Origin of the sequence: Escherichia sp. KTE96, from assembly GCF_000408525.1 — a bacterium.
GTDB lineage: Bacteria > Pseudomonadota > Gammaproteobacteria > Enterobacterales > Enterobacteriaceae > Escherichia > Escherichia marmotae.
Genome location: NZ_KE137149.1, coordinates 901885 through 923737, shown reverse-complemented (window position 1 = coordinate 923737; position 21853 = coordinate 901885). Strand labels below are relative to the sequence as shown.

General features: G+C 50.9%; 26 protein-coding genes. 9 read left to right on the top strand and 17 right to left on the bottom strand.

The features are described 5' to 3' along the window. The first annotated feature begins 6 nt into the window (after positions 1-6). The 4 genes from A1WG_RS09955 to A1WG_RS09970 all read left to right on the top strand — a co-directional run bounded on the left by A1WG_RS09955 (position 7) and on the right by A1WG_RS09970 (position 5772). Positions 7-783 (top strand): enoyl-CoA hydratase/isomerase family protein, encoded by a 777-nt coding sequence (locus A1WG_RS09955; protein WP_001517637.1) that lies wholly within the window; start codon positions 7-9, stop codon positions 781-783. A 9-nt stretch (positions 784-792) separates the two neighbouring features. Continuing rightward, the gene (locus A1WG_RS09960) at positions 793-2334 is read left to right on the top strand and encodes an acyl CoA:acetate/3-ketoacid CoA transferase (protein WP_016242572.1); all 1542 of its coding nucleotides are present in this window, start codon (positions 793-795) and stop codon (positions 2332-2334) included. Beyond that, a complete protein-coding gene (locus A1WG_RS09965; protein WP_001517635.1) occupies positions 2331-4403 on the top strand; it encodes an FAD-dependent oxidoreductase in 2073 nt (690 codons plus the stop codon). The genes A1WG_RS09960 and A1WG_RS09965 overlap by 4 nt, the downstream gene beginning before the upstream one ends. A 91-nt stretch (positions 4404-4494) precedes the next feature. Next, positions 4495-5772, top strand: a complete 1278-nt coding sequence (locus A1WG_RS09970) for an MFS transporter (RefSeq protein ID WP_001033611.1) — start codon at positions 4495-4497, stop codon at positions 5770-5772. Between the two features lie 100 nt (positions 5773-5872). On the opposite strand, the gene rplI is transcribed toward A1WG_RS09970, so the two are convergent. The 4 genes from rplI to rpsF are packed head-to-tail and all read right to left on the bottom strand — an operon-like array spanning position 5873 to position 7312. After that, a complete protein-coding gene (gene rplI, locus A1WG_RS09975; protein WP_001196062.1) occupies positions 5873-6322 on the bottom strand; it encodes a 50S ribosomal protein L9 in 450 nt (149 codons plus the stop codon). A gap of 41 nt (positions 6323-6363) precedes the next feature. Beyond that, complete coding sequence (gene rpsR / locus A1WG_RS09980) at positions 6364-6591, bottom strand: 30S ribosomal protein S18 (RefSeq protein WP_000135199.1); 228 nt, start codon at positions 6589-6591, stop codon at positions 6364-6366. A gap of 4 nt (positions 6592-6595) precedes the next feature. Continuing rightward, positions 6596-6910: a primosomal replication protein N gene (gene priB / locus A1WG_RS09985; protein ID WP_001517634.1), complete on the bottom strand. Its 315-nt coding sequence runs from the start codon at positions 6908-6910 to the stop codon at positions 6596-6598. Positions 6911-6916: 6 nt separating this feature from the next. Next, positions 6917-7312 (bottom strand): 30S ribosomal protein S6, encoded by a 396-nt coding sequence (gene rpsF / locus A1WG_RS09990; protein WP_001216676.1) that lies wholly within the window; start codon positions 7310-7312, stop codon positions 6917-6919. 326 nt (positions 7313-7638) lie between these two features. On the opposite strand from rpsF, the gene yjfY reads away from it, so the two are divergent. Next, positions 7639-7914 (top strand): DUF1471 family protein YjfY, encoded by a 276-nt coding sequence (gene yjfY, locus A1WG_RS09995; protein WP_000492914.1) that lies wholly within the window; start codon positions 7639-7641, stop codon positions 7912-7914. A 129-nt stretch (positions 7915-8043) separates the two neighbouring features. Here the strand turns inward: yjfY and ulaF are convergent, their stop codons facing one another. From ulaF to ulaA, 6 genes are read right to left on the bottom strand one after another with little or no spacing between them, the layout of a single operon-like run. Further along, positions 8044-8730: an L-ribulose-5-phosphate 4-epimerase UlaF gene (gene ulaF, locus A1WG_RS10000; RefSeq protein WP_001517633.1), complete on the bottom strand. Its 687-nt coding sequence runs from the start codon at positions 8728-8730 to the stop codon at positions 8044-8046. Further along, positions 8730-9584: an L-ribulose-5-phosphate 3-epimerase UlaE gene (gene ulaE / locus A1WG_RS10005; protein WP_000949556.1), complete on the bottom strand. Its 855-nt coding sequence runs from the start codon at positions 9582-9584 to the stop codon at positions 8730-8732. The genes ulaF and ulaE overlap by 1 nt, the downstream gene beginning before the upstream one ends. Before the next feature lie 9 nt (positions 9585-9593). Further along, positions 9594-10244: a 3-keto-L-gulonate-6-phosphate decarboxylase UlaD gene (gene ulaD, locus A1WG_RS10010; protein ID WP_000056742.1), complete on the bottom strand. Its 651-nt coding sequence runs from the start codon at positions 10242-10244 to the stop codon at positions 9594-9596. Positions 10245-10257: 13 nt separating this feature from the next. Further along, positions 10258-10722: a PTS ascorbate transporter subunit IIA gene (gene ulaC / locus A1WG_RS10015; RefSeq protein WP_000776497.1), complete on the bottom strand. Its 465-nt coding sequence runs from the start codon at positions 10720-10722 to the stop codon at positions 10258-10260. Between the two features lie 9 nt (positions 10723-10731). Next, positions 10732-11037 (bottom strand): PTS ascorbate transporter subunit IIB, encoded by a 306-nt coding sequence (gene ulaB, locus A1WG_RS10020; protein ID WP_000218363.1) that lies wholly within the window; start codon positions 11035-11037, stop codon positions 10732-10734. Positions 11038-11052: 15 nt separating this feature from the next. Next, entirely contained in the window at positions 11053-12450 is a 1398-nt protein-coding gene (ulaA, locus tag A1WG_RS10025) for a PTS ascorbate transporter subunit IIC (protein ID WP_001517632.1), read from the bottom strand. Between the two features lie 354 nt (positions 12451-12804). Between ulaA and ulaG the strand changes: the two genes are divergently transcribed. Then, the gene (gene ulaG / locus A1WG_RS10030) at positions 12805-13869 is read left to right on the top strand and encodes an L-ascorbate 6-phosphate lactonase (protein WP_001517631.1); all 1065 of its coding nucleotides are present in this window, start codon (positions 12805-12807) and stop codon (positions 13867-13869) included. A 107-nt stretch (positions 13870-13976) separates the two neighbouring features. Then, on the top strand, positions 13977-14732 hold the full coding sequence (gene ulaR / locus A1WG_RS10035; protein ID WP_000133636.1) for an HTH-type transcriptional regulator UlaR: 756 nt from the start codon (positions 13977-13979) through the stop codon (positions 14730-14732). Here ulaR and yjfP read toward each other — a convergent pair. Further along, positions 14729-15478, bottom strand: a complete 750-nt coding sequence (gene yjfP / locus A1WG_RS10040) for an esterase (RefSeq protein WP_000571047.1) — start codon at positions 15476-15478, stop codon at positions 14729-14731. The two genes, ulaR and yjfP, sit on opposite strands and share 4 nt — an antisense overlap. Positions 15479-15659: 181 nt before the next feature. On the opposite strand from yjfP, the gene bsmA reads away from it, so the two are divergent. Both bsmA and yjfN read left to right on the top strand, forming a co-directional pair. Beyond that, on the top strand, positions 15660-15989 hold the full coding sequence (gene bsmA, locus A1WG_RS10045) for a biofilm peroxide resistance protein BsmA (RefSeq protein WP_000254648.1): 330 nt from the start codon (positions 15660-15662) through the stop codon (positions 15987-15989). Positions 15990-16137: 148 nt separating this feature from the next. Beyond that, positions 16138-16413: a DUF1471 family protease activator YjfN gene (yjfN, locus tag A1WG_RS10050; protein ID WP_001517630.1), complete on the top strand. Its 276-nt coding sequence runs from the start codon at positions 16138-16140 to the stop codon at positions 16411-16413. 90 nt (positions 16414-16503) lie between these two features. Here the strand turns inward: yjfN and A1WG_RS10055 are convergent, their stop codons facing one another. The 6 genes from A1WG_RS10055 to A1WG_RS10080 all read right to left on the bottom strand — a co-directional run bounded on the left by A1WG_RS10055 (position 16504) and on the right by A1WG_RS10080 (position 21851). Next, positions 16504-18129: an isovaleryl-CoA dehydrogenase gene (locus A1WG_RS10055; protein WP_001517629.1), complete on the bottom strand. Its 1626-nt coding sequence runs from the start codon at positions 18127-18129 to the stop codon at positions 16504-16506. Positions 18130-18212: 83 nt separating this feature from the next. Beyond that, positions 18213-19376, bottom strand: a complete 1164-nt coding sequence (locus A1WG_RS10060; RefSeq protein ID WP_000943972.1) for a glutathionylspermidine synthase family protein — start codon at positions 19374-19376, stop codon at positions 18213-18215. 2 nt (positions 19377-19378) lie between these two features. Further along, positions 19379-20017: a DUF1190 domain-containing protein gene (locus A1WG_RS10065; RefSeq protein WP_000101693.1), complete on the bottom strand. Its 639-nt coding sequence runs from the start codon at positions 20015-20017 to the stop codon at positions 19379-19381. 9 nt (positions 20018-20026) lie between these two features. Further along, entirely contained in the window at positions 20027-20425 is a 399-nt protein-coding gene (locus tag A1WG_RS10070) for a DUF350 domain-containing protein (protein ID WP_001517628.1), read from the bottom strand. 17 nt (positions 20426-20442) lie between these two features. After that, a complete protein-coding gene (locus tag A1WG_RS10075; RefSeq protein WP_001517627.1) occupies positions 20443-21102 on the bottom strand; it encodes a YjfK family protein in 660 nt (219 codons plus the stop codon). 50 nt (positions 21103-21152) lie between these two features. After that, positions 21153-21851 (bottom strand): PspA/IM30 family protein, encoded by a 699-nt coding sequence (locus A1WG_RS10080; protein ID WP_001517626.1) that lies wholly within the window; start codon positions 21849-21851, stop codon positions 21153-21155. Positions 21852-21853 lie beyond the last annotated feature (2 nt).

Genomic DNA, 21853 nt, shown 5'->3' with positions numbered 1-21853 from the left:
ATGATCATGAATGACCAACCCGTTCTGTTCAGCAGAGCGGCGGCTTCCTGCCGTCTGACGTTGAACCGTGAAGATAAATGTCATGCCATTAATGAAGAGATGATTGAATCTCTCGATCATTATTTAAATGAAATTGAAAACGACACCACATTACGATTAGTCGAATTAACCGCAACCGGCGATAAATTCTTTTGTGCGGGCGGCGATATTAAATCATGGTCGACTTATTCTCCATTAGATATGGGCAGAAAGTGGATTAAACGCGGTAATGATGTTTTTAATCGCCTACGCAATTTACCGCAATTAACGGTTGCGAATCTAAACGGTCACACCATCGGCGGCGGTATTGAACTTGCCTTGTGCTGCGATATTCGTATCGCTCGCCCCAACGCAAAACTCTCTAACCCGGAAGTGATGCTTGGCATGGTGCCTGGCTGGATGGGCATCGAACGTGTGCTTAATCAGGTCGGTCCGGTGGTTGGTCGCCAGATGCTGATGTTGGGTAAACGCCTGACGGCGCAGGAAGCCCTGGCGGCGAATTTGATTGATGAAGTGGTAGAAAAAGAACAGATAGAAAGCTGGATGGCGAATCAGTTAGCGCACCTGGAAAAATGTGGCCCGGTGGCGCTGGCGCATATTAAGCAACTGATTCTGGCGCTGGAAAATAAACATGCCGATTACTCACACCAGTTACTGGCGGGATTAATGTCCGCCACCCACGATTGCCAGCAAGCCACGCGCGCATTTGCCGAAAAAGGCAGCGTCAGCTTCCATAATCAATAAGGAAATTGTATGCGTAAGATAACAACCGCCGGGGCACTGGCGGCGCAAATTCAGGACGGCGCAACCATTGCCATTAGCGGTAACGGCGGCGGCATGGTGGAAGCTGACCATATTCTGGCAGCCATTGAAGCGCGTTTCCTGCAAACCGGACACCCGCGCAACCTGACACTAATCCACTCGCTGGGCATTGGCGATCGCGACAGCAAAGGCACTAACCGCCTCGCTCATGCCGAAATGCTCAAACGCATAATTGCCGGACACTTTACCTGGTCCCCCAAAATGCAGGAGTTGGTAAAAAATAACGCCATCGAAGCGTATTGCTTTCCTGGCGGTGTAATTCAGGCACTGCTGCGGGAGATCGGTGCCGGACGTCCTGGGCTTTTTACCCACGTAGGGCTGGGATCGTTTGTTGATCCACGCAATGGTGGCGGAAAGTCGAACGCTTGCACCACTGACGAACTGGTAGAACTGATTGAAATTGATGGCGAAACCAAACTCCGCTATCGCCCTTTCAAAGTGGACTATGCCATTTTGCGCGGCACTTATGCCGATCCGCGTGGCAACGTTAGCCTCGAAGAAGAAGCGATTGATATGGATAGCTATTCGATGGCGCTGGCAGCACACAACAGCGGCGGCAAAGTATTCGTCCAGGTGCGCGATGTGCTGGAAGCTGGCGCCATCGAACCACGCCGGGTCAAGCTGCCGGGGATTCTGGTCGATGGCATCGTTGAGCACCGCGAACAACCGCAAACCTATCTTGGCGGCTACGACCTGACAATTAGCGGTCAGCATCGCCGTCTGAGTTCTACCGGCGCTATTGAACTGGTTAGCCATCCGGTGCGCCGTCTGATTGCCCGTCGGGCGGCACGCGAACTGGTGGCTGGCGCTTCTACCAACTTTGGCTTTGGTATTCCGGGCGGTATTCCTGGGGTTGCACTGCGCGAAGGTGTTCCTTATCAAAGTTTATGGTTGAGTGTCGAGCAAGGCGTGCATAACGGCATGATGCTGGATGACGCGTTTTTCGGCTGCGCCCGTAACGCTGACGCGATTATCCCTTCGCTGGATCAATTCGAGTTCTACAGCGGCGGCGGCATTGATATTACTTTCCTCGGCATGGGCGAGATGGATCAGCACGGTAACGTCAATGTCTCACACCTGAACGGCAATCTGATCGGCCCTGGCGGCTTCCTCGAAATTGCACAAAATGCCCGTAAAGTGGTGTTCTGCGGCACATTCGACGCCAAAGGCAGCAAGATCGACGTGACGCCAGATGGTCTGCATATCACCCAGTCAGGTCAAATACCCAAACTGGTTACTCAGGTGGAAAAAATCACCTTTAGCGCCGCTTACGCACAGCAAAGTGGTCAGGAAGTGCTGTACATCACCGAACGCGCGGTTTTTCAGTTAACGACAGAAGGTGTTGAATTAATTGAGATTGCCCCGGGCGTGGAGATTGACCGCGACATTCTGCCGTTCATGGCCTTCCGTCCGATTATCAGGCAGCCGCGTCTGATGGAAAGTAGCCTGTTTACGCCGATGGAGGACGCATGAGCCAGCCTGATGACGCCATCCTCGAGGCACTGACGCACGTCACCTTTCCGAAAGGTTTTACGCCAGCAGAACCGCACTCAATTGTCACCGTGGAGGATGTTGATTACCCAACCTGGCAAGTTGATGCACTGGTCGTTGGTAGCGGCGCGGCTGGATTACGTGCAGCGGTTGAGCTGAAACGTCGCCAGCAAAATGTGCTGCTTGCTACCGCCGGGTTATACATGGGAACGTCAGCCTGCTCCGGTTCCGATAAACAGACGCTGTTTACCGCTGCTACTGCGGGCAACGGCGACAACTTCGCAAAACTGGCCGAGGCACTGGCGAGCGGCGGCGCGATGGATCACGACACGGCATATGTCGAAGCGGTCGGTTCCCTGCATACCCTTGGCGGGCTGCAATATCTTGGTCTGGAATTGCCGGAAGATCGCTATGGCGCAATTCTCCGTTATCAGACCGACCATGACGAAGCCGGACGCGCGACGTCCTGTGGACCACGCACTTCTCGCCTGATGGTGAAAGTGCTGCTGGAAGAAGTGCAGCGCCTCTCCATTCCACTGCTGACCAGTGCAACGGTGATTAAACTGCTGCATCAACGCGGTGAGAATGGCGAAGATCGCGTGGCGGGGGCTATCCTCGCAACCGGTTCCCGCGCCCATAACCCGTGGGGGCTGGCAATTGTGACTGCGCCCAATGTGGTACTGGCAACGGGCGGACCGGGCGAGCTTTATCGCGACAGTGTTTATCCGCATAAATGCTTTGGCTCGCTGGGGCTGGCGCTGGAAGAAGGTTTGACGCTAACCAATCTGACCGAAAGCCAGTTTGGTATAGGCACGCCGCGCAGCACGTTTCCGTGGAATTTATCCGGCACCTATGTGCAGGTGATCCCGTATATCTATTCTGTGGATACAGAGGGTAACGAGTATAATTTCCTTGCGGATTACTATCGCACTACCCAGGAACTGGCTTCAAATATCTTCCGTAAAGGCTATCAGTGGCCGTTCCACGCCACACGGGTGATGGATTTTGGCTCCAGCCTGCTGGATATGGCGGTGGCAAAAGAGCAGCAATCAGGCCGCCTGGTGTTTATGGATTTCAATCGCAATCCTGAAGCGGTGCCTGGTGATTTGCCATTCTCATTAGCGCGACTGGATGCTGACGTTCACGCGTATCTGGAAAACAACGGCGCGCTGGCACCATCGCCCATCGAACGCCTGCAACGAATGAATCCGCTGTCTATCTCGTTGTACCAGATGCACGGTTACGGGCTCACCACGCAACCACTGCAGTTCGCCATGAATAATCAACACATGAACGGCGGCATTGAGGTGGATATCTGGGGGCAAACCTCTCTCCCCGGCTGTTTTGCCGTGGGGGAAGTGGCCGGAACTCACGGCGTCACTCGCCCCGGCGGCGCAGCGCTGAATGCCGGGCAGGTTTTTGCCGTGCGCCTGGCGCGCTTTATTGGCTGTACGCAAATGCGGTCTGTTGAGGGAGATATCGCGCAACGGGTAGCTTCGCCCCTGACTACCGTAAGAGAGGTCATCACCCAGGCGCTGGCAAACGAAAACGGTATGACGCTGGCAACGGTGAAAGAAAAAATCCAGACGCGAATGTCTGATTACGCTGGATTTATTTGTCATGCCGATAAAGTTCGCCACGCCACCCGCGATGCCCTGCTGTTGAGTGAATTTGCCCAGCAACACGGTTTAACCATCAACCACGCAGGCGAAGTTGCTGAATTATTTATGTGGCGGCATATGGCGCTGACCTCTGCCGCCGTTTTAACGCAACTCACACATTATATTGACGCAGGTGGCGGCAGTCGTGGGGCGCGGATGGTTATTGATCCGCAAGGCGAATGCCTGCCACAAACTCGTCGCGGCGCAAAAGAAGAATGGCGTTTTCGCTCTGAGCAAGCCGACGATAAAAATCACAAATTAACGATTCAATATTCACAAGGTTCTTTTATTACCGAAGTTAAGTCTTTACGCAAACAACCGCATATTAACGGTATTTTCTTTGAAAAAAACTGGCCAGATTTTCTGAATGGAGAGATTTACACACAATAATTTTTAATATGTTCTCTGTACCTGATTTTATTACCTATTACACGGAAATACCAACAACCAGGGTTTATTAATATAATTAAAAGGTTTAAACATGAATAAAATAAAGAATTATCGGTGGCATATGATTGCCCTCGTATGTTTTATCACTGTAATCAATTATCTGGACAGAACTGCATTAGGTATTGCGGCTCCAACCATTATGGAGACCACTGGAATAACCAAAGAGCAATATTCATGGATCGTCAGTGCGTTCCAGTTGGCCTATACATTAGGGCAACCGGTGATGGGTTTCTTTATTGATACCGTTGGTCTGAAATTAAGCTTTGCGATTTGCGCCGCAATCTGGGGTCTGGCGACAATGGGTCATGCACTGACCGGAACATGGTCAGGTCTGGCATTTATGCGCGCCCTGATGGGGTTCAGCGAAGCATCGGCAATTCCGGCGGGTGTTAAAACAGCATCAACATGGTTCCCGGCAAAAGAGCGCGGTGTGGCTACGGGGGTTTTCAATATGGGAACTTCACTCGGTGCAATGCTTGCGCCACCGCTGATTGCCTGGTGCATTATGTTTCATAGCTGGCAATTTGCGTTTATTGTCTCGGGTAGCCTTGCTTTGCTCGCGGCTATATTTTGGTTCTTTTGTTATAAAGATCCGAAAGATGCCAAACGCCTTTCTGATGAAGAGCGTCAATATATTGAATCAGGACAAGAGCAGCATCTTAAAACAGGTAAAAAAGAAAAAACGTCAATCAAACATATCCTCAGCCAACGTAATTTCTGGGGTATCGGCATCGCGCGTTTTCTCGCAGACCCGGCATGGGGAACCATTAATTTCTGGGTGCCTATATTCTTCGTTGAAACGCTGCATTTTAGCCTGAAAGAAATTGCCATGTTTGTCTGGCTACCTTTCCTGCTGGGCGACCTCGGCTGTTTAGCCAGCGGTTTTGTGGCGAAGTTCTTCCACGATCGCGGCGTGAGTTTAATTAACTCGCGAAGAATTACCTTCACTATTGCTGCGGTCATTATGATGACAATCGGCCTAGTGAGTATTGTCGAAAATCCCTACATTGCCGTATTGCTGATTAGTATTGGCGCGTTCTCGCATCAATGTCTTTCTACTGTTGCGGCAACACTGGGCGGCGATTTGTTCAAAAAAGATGAAGTTGCCACCGCCGTTGGTATGGCGGGAGCCTGTGCGTGGAGTGGTCAGTTGATTTTCAACCTGTTTATCGGGGCATTCGTTCACATTATCGGCTTCGCGCCGTTCTTTATTGCTCTGGCTTTCTTTGACATCCTGGGGGCAATTGCGCTGTGGGCGCTTATCAAAGTCAAAGATGAAGAACCGCACGTACAATTAGCTACGAGCTAATATTTAAGATGAGTGCGCTGTAATTATGGTTATGGCGCTTCAACAATAAAGCAAAACGCCGGCACATGGCCGGCGTTTTTACGTCTCGTTGAATAACGAATTATTCAGCTACTACGTTTACGATCACTTTCGCGAATACTTCGCTGTGAACCTGGAAGCTTACTTCGTGTTCGCCAGTGGTACGCAGAACGCCGTTCGGCAGACGAACTTCGCTCTTAGCCACTTCAACGCCTGCTGCAGTTACAGCGTCAGCGATGTCGCGAGTACCGATGGAACCGAACAGTTTACCTTCGTCGCCAGCTTTAGACGCGATGGTAACAGTTTCCAGTGCATTGATTTTCTCAGCGCGAGCATTAGCTGCTGCCAGAACTTCAGCCAGTTTAGCTTCCAGTTCAGCGCGACGTGCTTCGAAGAATTCAATGTTTTTCTTGGTAGCTGGAACAGCTTTACCCTGTGGTACCAGGAAGTTACGAGCGTAGCCCGCTTTAACATTTACCTGATCACCCAGGCTACCCAGGTTTGCTACTTTATCAAGCAGAATAACTTGCATTACCTTATCCTCTCAAAGTCGTATTAATGGACCGTGACCGATTACTGATGGCGATCAGTGTACGGCAGCAGGGACAGGTAGCGAGCGCGTTTGATAGCGCGAGCCAGCTGACGCTGGTATTTTGCACGGGTCCCGGTGATACGGCTTGGGACAATCTTACCGCTTTCGGTGATGTAGTTTTTCAGCGTAGCGATATCTTTATAGTCGATCTCTTGAACGCCTTCCGCGGTGAAACGGCAGAACTTGCGACGACGGAAATAACGTGCCATATGGCTAGTCTCCAGAATCTATCAATTCAATCTGCTCGGCATGCAAAACCATTTTGCTCAGACCGTTCTTTGCCTTGTGGCATGAAATGAACCCCTGAACGGTTATGCGACTGCCGACCGTTATACTGTGAGTAATGGCCTGGTTTTCGTGTCCGCTAATAATAACGGGCATTTGGCACCACGCCTGCCGATGAAAACCGGCTTCCTCCTGCACAGAACGATGCTCAAGCACGAACTGGCAGTGAGGAATTCCTGATGGACTGACCTTTCGAAGGGGCATCCTGCACACGGTGCCGGACAACACCAGACGGTTGGTCATCAGAAATTACTCTTCAGAATCCCCAGCTTCAGCATCATCAGCGGTTTCGTTTGCGAAATCATCGCGACGCTCACGGCGCTCGTCTTTCGCTTTAACCATCGGAGATGCTTCGGTAACGGCGTGCTTAGTACGCATTACCATGCTACGGATAACGGCGTCGTTGAAGCGGAAGGTAGTTTCCAGCTCATCGATCACTTCCTGCGGCGCTTCAACGTTCATCAGAACGTAGTGAGCTTTGTGCAGTTTGTTGATCGGGTAAGCCAGCTGACGGCGGCCCCAGTCTTCCAGACGGTGGATCTTGCCTTCTGCACCAGTGATGGCAGCAGTGTAGCGCTCGATCATGCCCGGAACCTGTTCGCTCTGGTCAGGATGGACCATAAAAACGATTTCGTAATGACGCATCGAATTGCTCCTTACGGATTATTCAGCCTCCTGTCTGGGTCAGCCGCAGCCCATGGAGGCAAGGAACGTGTTAAAGGGCGGCTGAAAAATGACGCGTTATATTACTGGTATACCCCGCTAAACTCAAGGCCAGCCGACAAATAATTCTCATCTTTCGCTAAATCGTACTAACCCGCTGATTTGAAGTTCATCACATTCCATTACGGTGTTTTTTTGAACAACTGCATCAGAAATGGTCACCATCAACTTCTTTATCATTGATTAAAATTAAATCAGAAGATCATCACAGAGGAGCGCATACAAAGACAGCCGTCGAGGAGGTATTTATGTTCAGTCGTGTTTTAGCCCTTCTGGCTGTGCTTTTGCTAAGTGCAAATACATGGGCAGCCATTGAAATCAATAACCACCAGGCCAGAAATATGGACGATGTGCAGAGCTTAGGCGTGATTTATATCAATCATAACTTTGCCACTGAAAGTGAAGCACGTCAGGCATTAAACGAAGAAACCGACGCGCAGGGCGCAACGTACTACCACGTGATTCTGATGCGGGAACCGGGGAGTAACGGCAACATGCACGCCAGCGCGGATATTTATCGCTAGCACCAGGTATAACCAACGAAACATTGTCATAGTTTGCATTGCCCCCTTCACCGGGGGCTTTTTTATGAAAAACGGCTGCGGAATCAGACCAGTTATCTCCCGAAGAAGGATATTTCCGCAGCGCGTGTTTTACTTCTGCCCGTAATAAGCGTTGGGACCATGCTTACGCATAAAGTGCTTATTCATCAGATAACTATCGATGGGATTTAGTTGCGGGTTAATGCCGCGCGCAATCCACGCCATTTTCGCCACTTCTTCCATCACCACCGCATTATGCACCGCATCATGAGCGTCTTTACCCCAGGCGAACGGCCCGTGCTGGTAAACCACAATCCCCGGCGTATGCAGCGGCTCGGCATCGCCCAGCGTTTCGATGATCACTTTGCCGGTGTTCAGTTCATACTCGCCCTGCACCTCTTCTTCGCTTAATCCGCGCGTACACGGAATATCGCCAAAGAAATAGTCAGCGTGTGTGGTGCCTAACGCCGGGATCGCCATCCCCGCCTGCGCCCATGCGGTGGCATGGGTTGAGTGGGTATGCACGATTCCACCGAGAGATGGATAACGACGGTAAAGCTCGAGATGCGTTGCAGTGTCTGACGATGGACGATACTGCCCTTCCACCACATTGCCACTCATGTCAACCACCACCATATCGTCCACTTGCATGGTTTCGTAGGCGACGCCGCTGGGCTTAATCACCACCAGCCCGCGTCCGCGATCAATGGCGCTGACGTTGCCCCAGGTAAAGGTCACCAGTCCGTAACGCGGCAGATCCATGTTGGCTTCAAATACCTGTAGTTTCAGCTTTTGCATTATGCGGCCTCCACCATGCCCGCTTTGGCCATGCGCGCTTTCACCCAATCACGCGCTTTCGCCACTTCTGCCGCCGGGTCTTCCGCCGTTTCGCTCCACATCTCAATCAGATAAGGCCCGCAATAACCACTCTGTTTGAGCGTTTCAAAGCAACGTTCGAAGTCCACCACGCCTTCGCCAAATGGCACATTTTTAAAGACGCCCGGTTTGGTGTCTTTCACATGCACCGCGACGATGTGCCCTATTCCAGCCTGTAATTCCATCTGCACGTCGTTATCCCACGCCGACAGGTTGCCGATATCCGGATAGAGCTGGAACCACGGGTTGTTGAGATAGTGTGCATAGCCCAGCGCCTTGCTGATGGAGTTCATCAACGGGTAATCCATGATCTCCATCGCCAGCGTCACCTGCGCACGGCTCGCCATCTCAACACTCTCTTTCAGCCCTTCGCGAAAACGACGACGCGTTTCGTTATTGGCTTCCTGATAGTAGACGTCATAGCCCGCCAGTTGGATCACGCGAATGCCGACATCCTGGGCGAACTGGATAGCTTTACGCATAATCTCCAGCCCCTGCGCCCGCACTGTGTCATCTTCGCTGCCCAGCGGAAAACGACGATGGGCAGAAAGGCACATGGACGGTACGCGCACGCCAGTTTCAACAATCGCATTCACCAGCGTCAGACGTTGTTCGCGGCTCCAGTCAAGGCGAGACAGGCGAGCGTCCGTTTCATCTACTGACATCTCAACAAAATCGAAGCCCAACGTTTTTGCCAGTTGCAACCGTTCCAACCAGCACTCCCCGGTGGGGAGTGCTTTTTCATAGATGCCAAGCGGGATTTGTTTGGACAACATATCCGCTCCTTAGCCCCACAGTTGGGCGATGGAACGTTTGAACTGACGCGCAGCTTCAACCGGAGACGCGGCATCACGGATGCTACGACCAGCGATAAAGACATGAATCGGAATACCTTTGAACAGTGGCAAATCTTCCAGCGCCAGGCCACCGGTAATGGTTACTTTGAAGCCCATATCAGAAAGGCGTTTGATCGCGGCGATATCTGATTCGCCCCAGCCTACACCGGCTGCTTGCGCATCACGGCTGCGGTGATACACCACCTGCTGGATGCCCGCTTCACGCCATGCATCCGCCTGTTCCCAGGTCCAGAAACCAGTCAGTTCAATCTGTACGTCGCCGTTAAACTCTTTTGCCACATCCAGCGCGCCTTTGGCGGTGTTGATATCCGCACAGCAAATCACGGTGACCCAGTCAGCGTTGGCTTCAAAGCACATACGAGAAAGGATTTTGCCCGCATCAGCAATTTTGGCGTCTGCCAGCACAATCTTGTGTGGATAGAGTGCTTTCAGATCGCGCACCGCACGCACACCTTCCCCCATACACAGAATGGTGCCCACTTCGATAATATCGACTTCCTCAGCAATCAGACGAGTGGTTTCATAGGCGCTATCCATAGTCTGGTTGTCCAGCGCGACTTGCAACATGGGTAATGACATCTTCAATTCCTTCTTAAGCAGCCGCGTTGGTGCGGTCAATTAAATCCAGTACTTCCTGCTCGGTACGGCAGGCGCGTAAACGGTCGAAATTCTCTTCATCTTCAAACAGGTTGACGATTTGCATGATGCCCACTTCCTGATGAGTATTGGCATCGACTGCCGCCATCGTGATGAGGATATCCACCGGGTCGTTATCTTCGTGGTTGAACTCCAGCGGCTTTTTCAACGTCACCAGCGCAAAACCGGTTTTCTTAACCCCCTCTTCCGGGCGTCCGTGTGGCATTGCCAGGCCTGGCGCGAGCACAAAGTACGGGCCGTGCTGTTCAACCGCATCCAGAATCGCCTGGTAGTAACGCGGCTCAACAACATCCGCCGCCACCAGCAGGTCAACGCCAATTTTTACCGCGTCCTGCCAGGTCTCTGCTTCTGCCTGCAAACAGATAGATTTATTTTCTGCCAGCGAATCACGTAATTTCATGGCGCGTCCTTACTTCATGTCCTGCGGGAAATGTTCTTTGATCACTTCCAGCAGTTTCGGGCCAAAGTCTGTGGGTGAGAGCATGTTGCGCACGCCAACCACATATTTGTTGCCGGTAACAGTGATTTCGCCCGCAATATGGGTAGAAGCGATGATGATATCCGCGCCGCTCAACTCGCTTTTGTACTCGCCAACCGCGCAGCTATTTACCGTGTGGTCAATGTTTGATTGGGTTAAAAACTGGTCCACTTTCATTTTCATGATCATGGAACTGCCTTGTCCGTTGCCACACACAGCCAGAATACGTACGGTCATAATCAAAACTCCTTATTAAGCAGACTGTTCTGCCAGTTGTTTTTCTGCATCTTCTTCTGCGCGCAGCGCGCGGCCAGCGAAGTACATATAAGCCAATGCAATAACGATGATGACGGCCATAAAGGCGATACCGATGGAGAAGAAGCCCTGCATCATCGGCGGTGCCAGAATCGACCAGTCCGCCATGCCCATCCAGGCACTCATACCGGTGAGTTTCACCGCCCAGACGCAGCCAAAGATTTCAATCATCCCCATCACCAGACAAATCTTCAGCGCCGCACGCCAGCCGCCGAAGTGGTTCGCGAATACGCCGATGGTGGCGTTGGAGAAAAACATCGGGATAAAACCAGGAATGATCAGAATCGCGGAACCGCAGGCGACCAGAATACCAACCGCTATTAGTTGCCCGATGGTGCCCCACATAAAGCCCCAGACCACGGCATTCGGCGCAAAGCTATAGATAGCCGCACAGTCAATCGCCAGAACCGCACCCGGGATCAGACGCTGGGAGATACCGTTAAATGCTTCAGAGAGTTCCGCGACAAACATGCGCACGCCCTGAGTAATGATGAAGATCGCCACCGCAAAGGAGAAACCGGTTTGCAGGATGTACACCACCCAGTTCACTTTGCCTGCCATCGCCTGCACGGTATCGATACCGAAAGAGAGCAGAATGGCACCAAAGAAGATGGTCATCACAATCGCCGTGGAGACGATGTTGTCGTGGAAAATGTTCAGCCAACCGGGCAATTTGAGGTCTTCAACGCTTTCCTCTTTTTTGCCCAAATACGGCGCGACCTTATAGGCAAGCCAGGAAGCAAACTGCTGTTGGTGACCGATGGAGAAACCGCAGCCGTCCGTCACTTCCTGAGTCGGCTTGTACATCATGTTGGAGGTGATGCCCCAGTAAAGCGAAACCAGAATCGCAGTGCAGATAATGGTAGTCCACATGGAGTAGCCGAAAATAAACAGCGTGACAGCTATCAGACCCGCCTGTTGGAACATGATGTGGCCGGTCAGCATGATGGTGCGAATACCAGTAATGCGACGCAGCAGCACGTAACAGATGTTTAGCGCCAGTGCCAACAACACCGCATAACCCACCCAGCTATAGGCATCGCCCATACGCTCAATAGTTGCCATCATCGATGCGTAGGTATCTGAAATCGCGCCATTAATGCCATAGACTTCCGACATTTTTGCCACCACCGGTTTAAAAGTGCTGGTCAGGATGCCGGACCCTGCTTGCAGCAACATAAAACCGATAATCGTTTTGATGGTGCCTTTGATAATCACGCTGACGCTTTTACGCAGCAGGATGTAGCCCAGGCAGGTCACAATACCCAGCAATAACGGGGCATTGGTCATGACCTGGTTAAAGAACACGGTAAAGATGCTGTAGAGGATCTCCATAACGATCTCCTGAAGAAGAGGTAACCGGGAATTCCGCACACCCGGAATGTTGTGCACTCACTCTAATTTTCAAAAATAATCACAACAAGATTATTTGTGATTAAATGTGACGCGGCACGCAAATAATTCCACATAGAAAGTATGGTGTTCACAAGGCGAAACAATTACTCATTTAAATTCATTTAGTTAATTAAATCACACACTCCTTTAAATCTTTCCATACTCAAAATCATCAACAACGCTTTCGGTGAAAAGTCAAAAAATGGTCATTGCCTTCCTGAAAAAACAGTGTCAGGATTAATCAAAACAAATCACACATTGATTCAAATTGAACTATCATGAAGGTAAATGGCGATGAGTAAAGTGAAAAGTATCACCCGTGAATCCTGGATCCTGAGCACCTTCCCGGAATGGGGTAGCTGGCTGAATGAAGAAATAGAGCAAGAACAGGTCGCACCAGGCACCTTTGCGATGTGGTGGCTCGGCTGCACCGGGATCTGGTTGAAATCGGAAGGCGGCACCAACGTGTGCGTCGATTTCTGGTGCGGTACTGGCAAACAAAGTCACGGTAACCCACTGATGAAACAGGGTCACCAGATGCAGCGCATGGCAGGGGTGAAAAAACTGCAACCGAACCTGCGCACCACACCATTTGTCCTTGATCCGTTTGCCATTCGCCAGATCGACGCTGTGCTGGCGACTCACGATCACAACGATCATATCGACGTGAACGTCGCTGCAGCCGTAATGCAAAACTGCGCCGACGATGTGCCATTTATCGGGCCGAAAACCTGTGTGGATTTATGGATTGGCTGGGGCGTGCCGAAAGAACGCTGCATCGTGGTCAAACCAGGCGATGTGGTAAAAGTGAAAGACATTGAAATTCATGCCCTTGACGCGTTCGACCGTACTGCACTGATTACCCTGCCTGCGGATCAAAAAGCGGCTGGCGTACTGCCGGACGGGATGGATGATCGCGCAGTGAACTATCTGTTCAAAACGCCGGGCGGTTCCCTGTATCACAGCGGCGACTCCCACTACTCAAACTACTATGCAAAACATGGTAATGAGTATCAGATCGATGTGGCGTTAGGATCTTACGGCGAGAACCCGCGCGGTATTACCGACAAAATGACCAGCGCCGATATGTTGCGTATGGGTGAAGCGTTAAATGCAAAAGTGGTGATCCCGTTCCACCACGATATCTGGTCAAACTTCCAGGCCGATCCGCAGGAAATTCGCGTACTGTGGGAGATGAAAAAAGATCGTCTGAAGTATGGCTTTAAGCCGTTTATCTGGCAGGTTGGCGGCAAGTTCACCTGGCCGCTGGATAAAGACAACTTCGAATACCACTATCCGCGTGGTTTTGACGATTGCTTCACCATTGAACCGGATCTGCCGTTCAAATCGTTCCTGTAATCCGTCGCTTTTACCGGATAGCGTGGAGATGTTCCCGCTATCCGGCGTAGTATTTCCTGGCTATTTCAAATATCATCTAAAAAAATCAAATTTTATCGGAATAGCTCATGACTGAAGCACAAAGACATCAAATCCTCCTGGAAATGCTCGCACAATTGGGCTTTGTGACCGTAGAGAAAGTTGTTGAGCGCCTGGGAATTTCGCCTGCTACCGCACGACGGGACATTAATAAACTCGACGAGAGCGGCAAACTGAAAAAAGTGCGCAATGGCGCGGAAGCCATCACCCAACAGCGTCCTCGCTGGACACCAATGAATCTCCACCAGGCACAGAACCACGATGAAAAAGTGCGTATCGCCAAAGCGGCATCGCAACTGGTCAATCCGGGCGAAAGTGTGGTCATCAACTGTGGTTCCACCGCATTCCTGCTCGGAAGGGAAATGTGTGGCAAGCCTGTGCAAATCATCACCAATTATTTACCGCTGGCAAATTACCTGATCGATCAGGAACATGAGAGCGTGATCATCATGGGCGGGCAGTACAATAAAAGCCAGTCCATCACCTTAAGCCCGCAGGGCAGTGAGAACAGCTTGTATGCCGGCCACTGGATGTTTACCAGTGGCAAAGGGCTGACGGCAGAAGGGTTGTATAAAACCGATATGCTAACAGCGATGGCAGAGCAGAAGATGCTGAGCGTGGTGGGGAAACTGGTGGTTCTGGTCGATAGCAGCAAGATTGGTGAGCGCGCGGGTATGCTCTTTAGCCGCGCCGATCAAATCGATATGCTGATCACTGGCAAAAATGCTAACCCGGAAATCCTGCAACAACTGGAAGCGCAAGGGGTCAGCATTCTGCGCGTTTAAAGATGCTGGCGGAAAAATTTCACCGCGGCATCTAACGCTTCTGGCGTAATGCGATGACGCACGCCTGGCTGCCATGAACAGGTTAACTGTTTATCCAGCCCCGCTTCTCTTAGTGCCTGCTGCAAACGTACTGATTCGTCGGCAGGTACGACATCATCATCAAGACCATGCCATAAGAGCAGTGGTCTGTTTCCCAGCTCTTCCAGGTGGTTTGTCGCTTCCCACTCCACCAGCGGAGCGATAATGTTATTAAATTCGCGCTGCTGCGCTGCCGTTTCAGGTATCAGCGGTGGAAACAGTGAACGGGCAAGCGATGTGAAATAGCCCGATCCCATCATGCTGGCGGTACATTTCACCGTGGAGTGGCGAGCGGTAATTCCCAAGGCCGTCATCGCGCCCATCGATGCGCCGCCGACTGCCAGACGGTCATCAAGCAGCCAGTTTTCTTTAACAATAGCCGCACGTAATGGCGTAAATTCTTGCATATTTTGCCGCAATATTTGCCAGAACTGATTTAACCGTCGCGGTGTGTCGCCACTAAAACGGATACCGTGATCGGGTGCGTCTGGCATGATTACCCGCATACCGGCCTGTGCCAGCGCAACGGCAAAATAGCTATACACCAGACTGGATGAAGTAAAACCGTGATAAAAAATCACGCACGGTAACGGAGTTTCTTTTTGCCCAACGGGATAAGCATGTAGAACGGGAATATCTGCCAGTACGCGCGATTCTAATTCAATCATCTATTCCTCCTTTTTGTCTGGTATGACATGAAGAAATCCTTAGCACAAGTTTCCGCTGGCAGTATTAGTTCATAATGTTGAGATATGGGTTACGCTTTCACCACGTTTTCATTCGAAAATCGCGTACCAGGTAACAATTCGGGAACATTCCCCCAAAGTTAAATTAATAAGGCACTACACTATGGTTAGCAGGAAACGTAATAGCGTTGTTTACCGGTTTGCCAGTTTATTATTGGTGTTGATGTTAAGCGCCTGTAGCGCACTGCAAGGTACGCCACAGCCAGCGCCACCAGTAACGGATCATCCGCAGGAAATTCGCCGCGACCAAACCCAAGGGCTACAGCGAATTGGAACGGTAAGCACAATGGTCCGTGGCTCACCGGATGACGCATTAGCAGAAATCAGAGCGAAAGCTGCCGCGGCAAAAGCTGATTATTACGTCGTCGTAATGGTGGATGAAACCATTGTGACAGGACAGTGGTATTCACAAGCCATTTTGTACCGTAAATAAATCAGACAACTTATACAGTAAGCTTTACATTGCTTTGCGTCCCTATGCGTTTACCTGTGCACAATAAATTACCGGCTGGAAGCTCGGGCGTTTATTACCGCGATGGAATGCCCTGCAACATGTGGGGAAACGAAAAATGGAGCTGACGATGAAACAATTACTTGCCTCACCCTCGCTGCAATTAGTTACGTGTCCCGCGAGCGCCACGGCACAGTCTGCAGAATTCGCCAGTGCTGACTGCGTGACGGGCCTGAATGAAATAGGTCAGATCTCAGTTAGCAATATTTCAGGGGATCCGCAGGACGTGGAACGTATCGTGGCGTTAAAGGCCGATGAACAGGGGGCGTCATGGTATCGCATTATTACCATGTACGAGGATCAGCAGCCCGATAACTGGCGTGTACAGGCGATACTGTATGCATGAGTGTTATCAACAGCGAATGAACAATGCCGGATGCGGCGCGAGCGCCCTATCCGGCCTATAAATTCTATATATTTCATTAAGCGTAAACGCTTACAAACACACACCACCAGTCGCCCGCAGTAACAAATCATTCTGGATCTGCCCTGACAACCGCACACCACCGCGCGTATCTAACATCATCTGACACCACGCCTGCGCCATTGGCGGAGAAGCATATTTCAACATTTGCGCGCCACTACCCAGCAAGAATAGCTGATGAGTAATCTCTCGCCCCAGCTCTTCAGACGGTTTGCGCAGTTGCTGCTGTAAACGACGAACCGCGCGATCAAAATAGCGATCCTGTCCTTTCACTTCCATAAACGCTTCCGTCAATAACTCGTATACGCCAGCCTGCTTATTAAGAACGCGCAGCACATCCAGACACATAATATTGCCGGAGCCTTCCCAGATACTGTTCACCGGCATCTCCCGGTACAGCCGCGGCAACTCGCTCTCCTCGCAATAGCCAATACCGCCCAACACCTCCATCGCTTCGGCCACAAATGGGACGCCACTTTTGCAAATCACAAACTTCGCTGCTGGCGTAAATAAACGCGCCCACAGGGCTTCTTTAGCATCGGCACGCCGATCCCACGCCCGTGCCAGACGAAACAACAGCGCCGTTTGCCCTTCAAGCTGAAGCGCCATGCGACTTAAGACATGACGCATAAGGGGCTGTTCGATCAACGGATTGCCAAATACATGTCGTTGATGAGCGTGATAAATCGCCAGCGAAAATGCACGGCGCATCATGGCATGGCTACCCAGGGCGCAATCAAAACGCGTCATCCCGCCCATTTTCAGGATCAGGCGGATGCCTTCTCCCTCCTGGCCTAACAGCCAGCCGATAGCATCCTGAAACTCCACTTCGCAACTGGCATTAGAGCGATTGCCCAGCTTATCTTTCAGGCGTTCCAGGCGAATCGCGTTACGTTGTCCATCAGGCAAAAAACGCGGCACAAAGAAGCAGGACAATCCGCCCGTGGTCTGTGCCAGCACCAAATGCGCGTCGCTTTGCGGCACCGAGAAAAACCATTTATGCCCCACCAGCCGATAAGAACCATCGTCCAGACGCTCTGCCCTGGTAGTATTGCTCATCACATCAGAGCCGCCCTGCTTTTCTGTCATTCCCATGCCAATCAACAGACCGCGTTTTTGCCCGCCTGGCAGCAAATGGGAATCGTAGCGATCGCTCAACAGCGGCGTGGTCCAATCCTTGAATGGTGCAGGTAACATCTGCAATAACAATGGGGTGGCGGCAAAAGTCATGGTTATCGGACATAACGATCCGGCCTCAACCTGTGCGTGCAACATAAAACGCGCCGCGCGCGCCACAAATGCGCCAGAACGAGCATCTTCCTCCCAGGCCAGATTGTGCACCCGATTGGTACATAGTGCCTGCATCAGCAAGTGCCATGCCGGATGAAAACGCACATCGTCCAGACGGCGTCCCTGAGCATCGTAGCGCAACAATTCTGGCGGATTCACATTCGCCAGTCGCCCCAGTTCAAGGGATTCAGCCGTCCCTAACTGCTGACCAATACTGGCGAGAAAATCACTATCCCAGCCCGCACCTTCACGTGTTACCGCTTCGCAAAGCGCGCCATCGGACAGGTATAGATTGCTGTTATTTAAAGGTATCGGTTGATTAAAAACGGTGTGAGTTTGCCAGTGCACTGTGTCTCCCTCCATCAATGGCAGTCACCATTAGTATGGTCACTGCCACGGATTCCTGACAGAAAGAGATTGCTAAAACATTCTTAACCCGCAATGTAATGCGGAACAAAACGCGAAGTATCTTTAGTGATCAGCGTGTTATCTTCGCGAATCCCCATACCGCACGCTTCATCATCGACAATCCAGCTACCAATCAATGTGTAGCTATCGCCAAAGCGCGGCAAAGGCTGAAAAGCCTGGTAGATCATCGGTTCATCGGCGTAATCACCCTCAGCATGGTCAACGACGTTGTTCTGACCGTCAAAGATGGTGACGTTACCGCCTTCCCGTGAGTAGATCGGTTTACGCACGTAGCTTTCGCCCGCAGCAATCTGCGGTTTCTCGCCCTCAAACCAGGATGCCAGAAGATTAGGATGACCAGGGAAAAAGCGCCACAATAGCGGCATTAACCCTTTGTTGCTCAAGATACTTTTCCATAACGGTTCCACCCATTGCTCACGACGCTTGCGCAGCAGCGGGCCGTTATCGTCACGCATCATCCACTCCAGCGGATACAGCTTAAACGCACGCTGGATGACGTTATCATCGAGATCGGTCAGCACACCGCCGACGCCCAGGCCGAGATCTTCAATATAGATAAACCGCGATTCCTGTCCTGCCTGCTGGGCGCAGTCCTGCAAGTACAGCACGGTAGTCCTGTCTTCGTCGGTATCCTGACAGCAACAAAAATAAAACGGTTCACGGCTATAAATCTCGCTAAAGCGCGAAATCAGACGCTCCTGAATGACATTGTACTGATCAGCGTCACGCGGAATAATGCCGCTGCGCCGGGCATCTTCCAGCCACAACCACTGAAAATAAGCCGATTCATACAGCGAGGTCGGCGTATCGGCGTTGTACTCCAGCAACTTCACCGGCGCATTACCACACCAGGCAAAATCCATACGGCCATACAGCGAAGGATCGCGCGCGCGCCAGCTTTCAGCAATTACATCCCAGTACAGCGGGGGGATCGCCAGTTGCGTCAGGATCTCTTCATTTTTAACCGCACGATCCACCACCTCAAGGCACATCTGATGCAGTTCCGCTGTCGGTTTTTCGATCTGCTCTTCAATCTGCCGCAGGGTAAAGCGATAAGCACGACTCTCATCCCAATAGATTTCATTGTCGATGATATGAAAGTCAAATCCGTTATCGGCAGCGATCTGATCCAGATCCCGCCGCACAGGAACGTTGTGTCTCAGCATGATTAGCCTCCCCAATGCCCACGGGCGCTGGAAGAACGACCATAGCCGCCGCGAGAAACGGTTGATGCTTTTCTGGTGGTAAAGCCGCCCGAAGAGTAAGACTCTTTTTTGCCAGAACCGGAGCGCCAGGAGTAATCACCGGAAGTGTTGCGCCAGACGGGGCGCGAAGCATAAGAGGAGCCGCCACTGTTATAAACAAACTGCTCATCGCGATCTTTACGAATAACCCGACTTAATAAAAATCCAGAAATGACCGGGAGCCAACTCTGTTCGACGTTGTCGTAATAGCAATTTTCGTACTTAGACTGACAATTCTGCTGAGTCATATTCTTCGGAACATCGGCATAAAATGCCGCTTTGGCGTTGTTCCAGCCATGAGCACAGATATCTGAATTATTACCGTCATCAATGCAATCCTGCACTGTCGAGTAAAACGTTCCGTCGCCGTCGTTATCGACATCGCCACTATCGCCACAACTTTTCAATACGAAAAAAGCGGCTCCCCCCATTAGCGCCAACGTTAAGTATTTATGTGCGTAGCGATTTCGCTGCGGCGCGAAGGGATTATTCGGTCGATTAATACGGCTGATGGCTCCGTGAGCTGGTTTACTGCTATTTCTTGATTTGCGTTTTCTGGCCATGATCGTCCATTACCATGTCATACAAGCTGCGTTAAAAATACCACCAGCCAGCGCGGCGGTTCCCATAAACATTCCTGCGGCGGTATTGTGATTAATAATTTTGTCGCTTAATGCGGGTATATAAAGTCTGACGCCAGAAAAAACGAGTAATTGAATCACCAGTGCGATCCCACCCCAGGCAAAATAATCAGGAATACTCACCGCATTGATTGCCGCACTGGATAATGGAATAACATAACCCAGCAATGTCCCGCTGAACGCCAGTGACGCCGCGATATTATTGTTTTTGATTAACTGCCATTCATTATGCGGAGTAATTTTGGAATAGATAAACAGAAAGATAATCACCATAGCCACGCCAATAAAAAAATAGGCGCTAAAAGCAAGGAGTGAATCAAGAATATGCATTATAAACTTCCCTGTAATTAACCAATAATATGAAGTGATGTTAGTGGGATATCGACACCCAGCGCACGCGAAAATAACCACTCCGGTTCACCGAGTTCGTTAAAGGATTCCTCACCATTTAACAGCAAATATTCGTAAGTATCTTCGGTCACCTGTCGCTGGTAACCCATCATAAAGTTATGCACTTCCCATTTGGTATGGTTTTGATTTTCTATTTTTTCCAGCATGTAGACCGGCTCAATATTACCTGGTTCTTCGCTATTAAAAAATCGCTGCCAGCGTTTTTCCTGCCAGTTTAAGGTCATCATCCCCATTGCTTTGGCATTAATTGCCTCGCGCCAGTGGCTCTCTTTGCTGATACCGTAACTCTCTTCATAGACAAAGAGCTTGATATCATCAATGTCATCAATGTCTTCGCCGCCAGTGGTATTGATTTGCAGGAATTCATCACCGGAAGTGTAGTAACGGAATATCTGACTACCGCCCCCCAGATCGATGCGACTGGCTGCAGCTACAGTGTATTCTTCCCCCGGTAACGCAATCAGTAATTCATCTTCCAGTAAACGAAACGCTAACGTATCGAGCGTAAAACCATTATGGAGATGCAACCCCAGCGGACCACGAGCGACAGCAGGCTTATCATCATTGCCAAACAGGCGCTGGAAAAAACCAGACATATTTTACCCTTAAAATAGCTGCCAGCCTTTTAGTGAGGCTGGCAAAAAAATTACTCACCCTGTTGGCGTTGCAGCCTTGCCAGCACATCCTGAGCACTGCTTTTGTTAACTCCACCAATCCCCGCTTCCGCCAGTTTTTCGTCGAGATCGCGGCCGTCTGCCACTTTCTCCAGTTGTGCAGCGGCATCCAGCCGTGCCTGACGTTCGGCCTGACGCGCTTGCAGGCGTTTTAAGGATTCAGCCGCTGTAGAGACGCTGGAAGATGCTCCAACGGTAGAGGCCGTTACTGCCTGTTGCGCACGCTGCATGGCTTCAGTGGCCTTAACGACTTCCATCTGTTGCTCAAATTGAGCAATACGCTGTGCCGTTGCCGTTACCGCTTTTTCCACACCATCACGGGAGACTTCAAGATTCGACAACACTTGCTCTTCAGCGGTAATGAGATTCTCAAGGCGCGCGATTTCTTCAGCGACTTCGTTAATCAACGACGGGTTGACGTTCTTACTTAATGCTTCCAGCGCACGGGCTTCCAGAGTGGCTTTACGCTCACGTAAATCTTTCAGTTTATCGTTACTTAATTTCACTCGCGCCAGCAGATCGACGCGTGATTTTCCGGCTTTATCCAGTTCAGCTTTGGCGTCGCGAATATGTTGTTCCAGCATCCGCACACCCTGGTTTTCTTCAATGGATTCTTCCGCCTGTGAAATAAAAGACTTACCTAATGTAAATAAACTTTTTAAAATCCCCATAA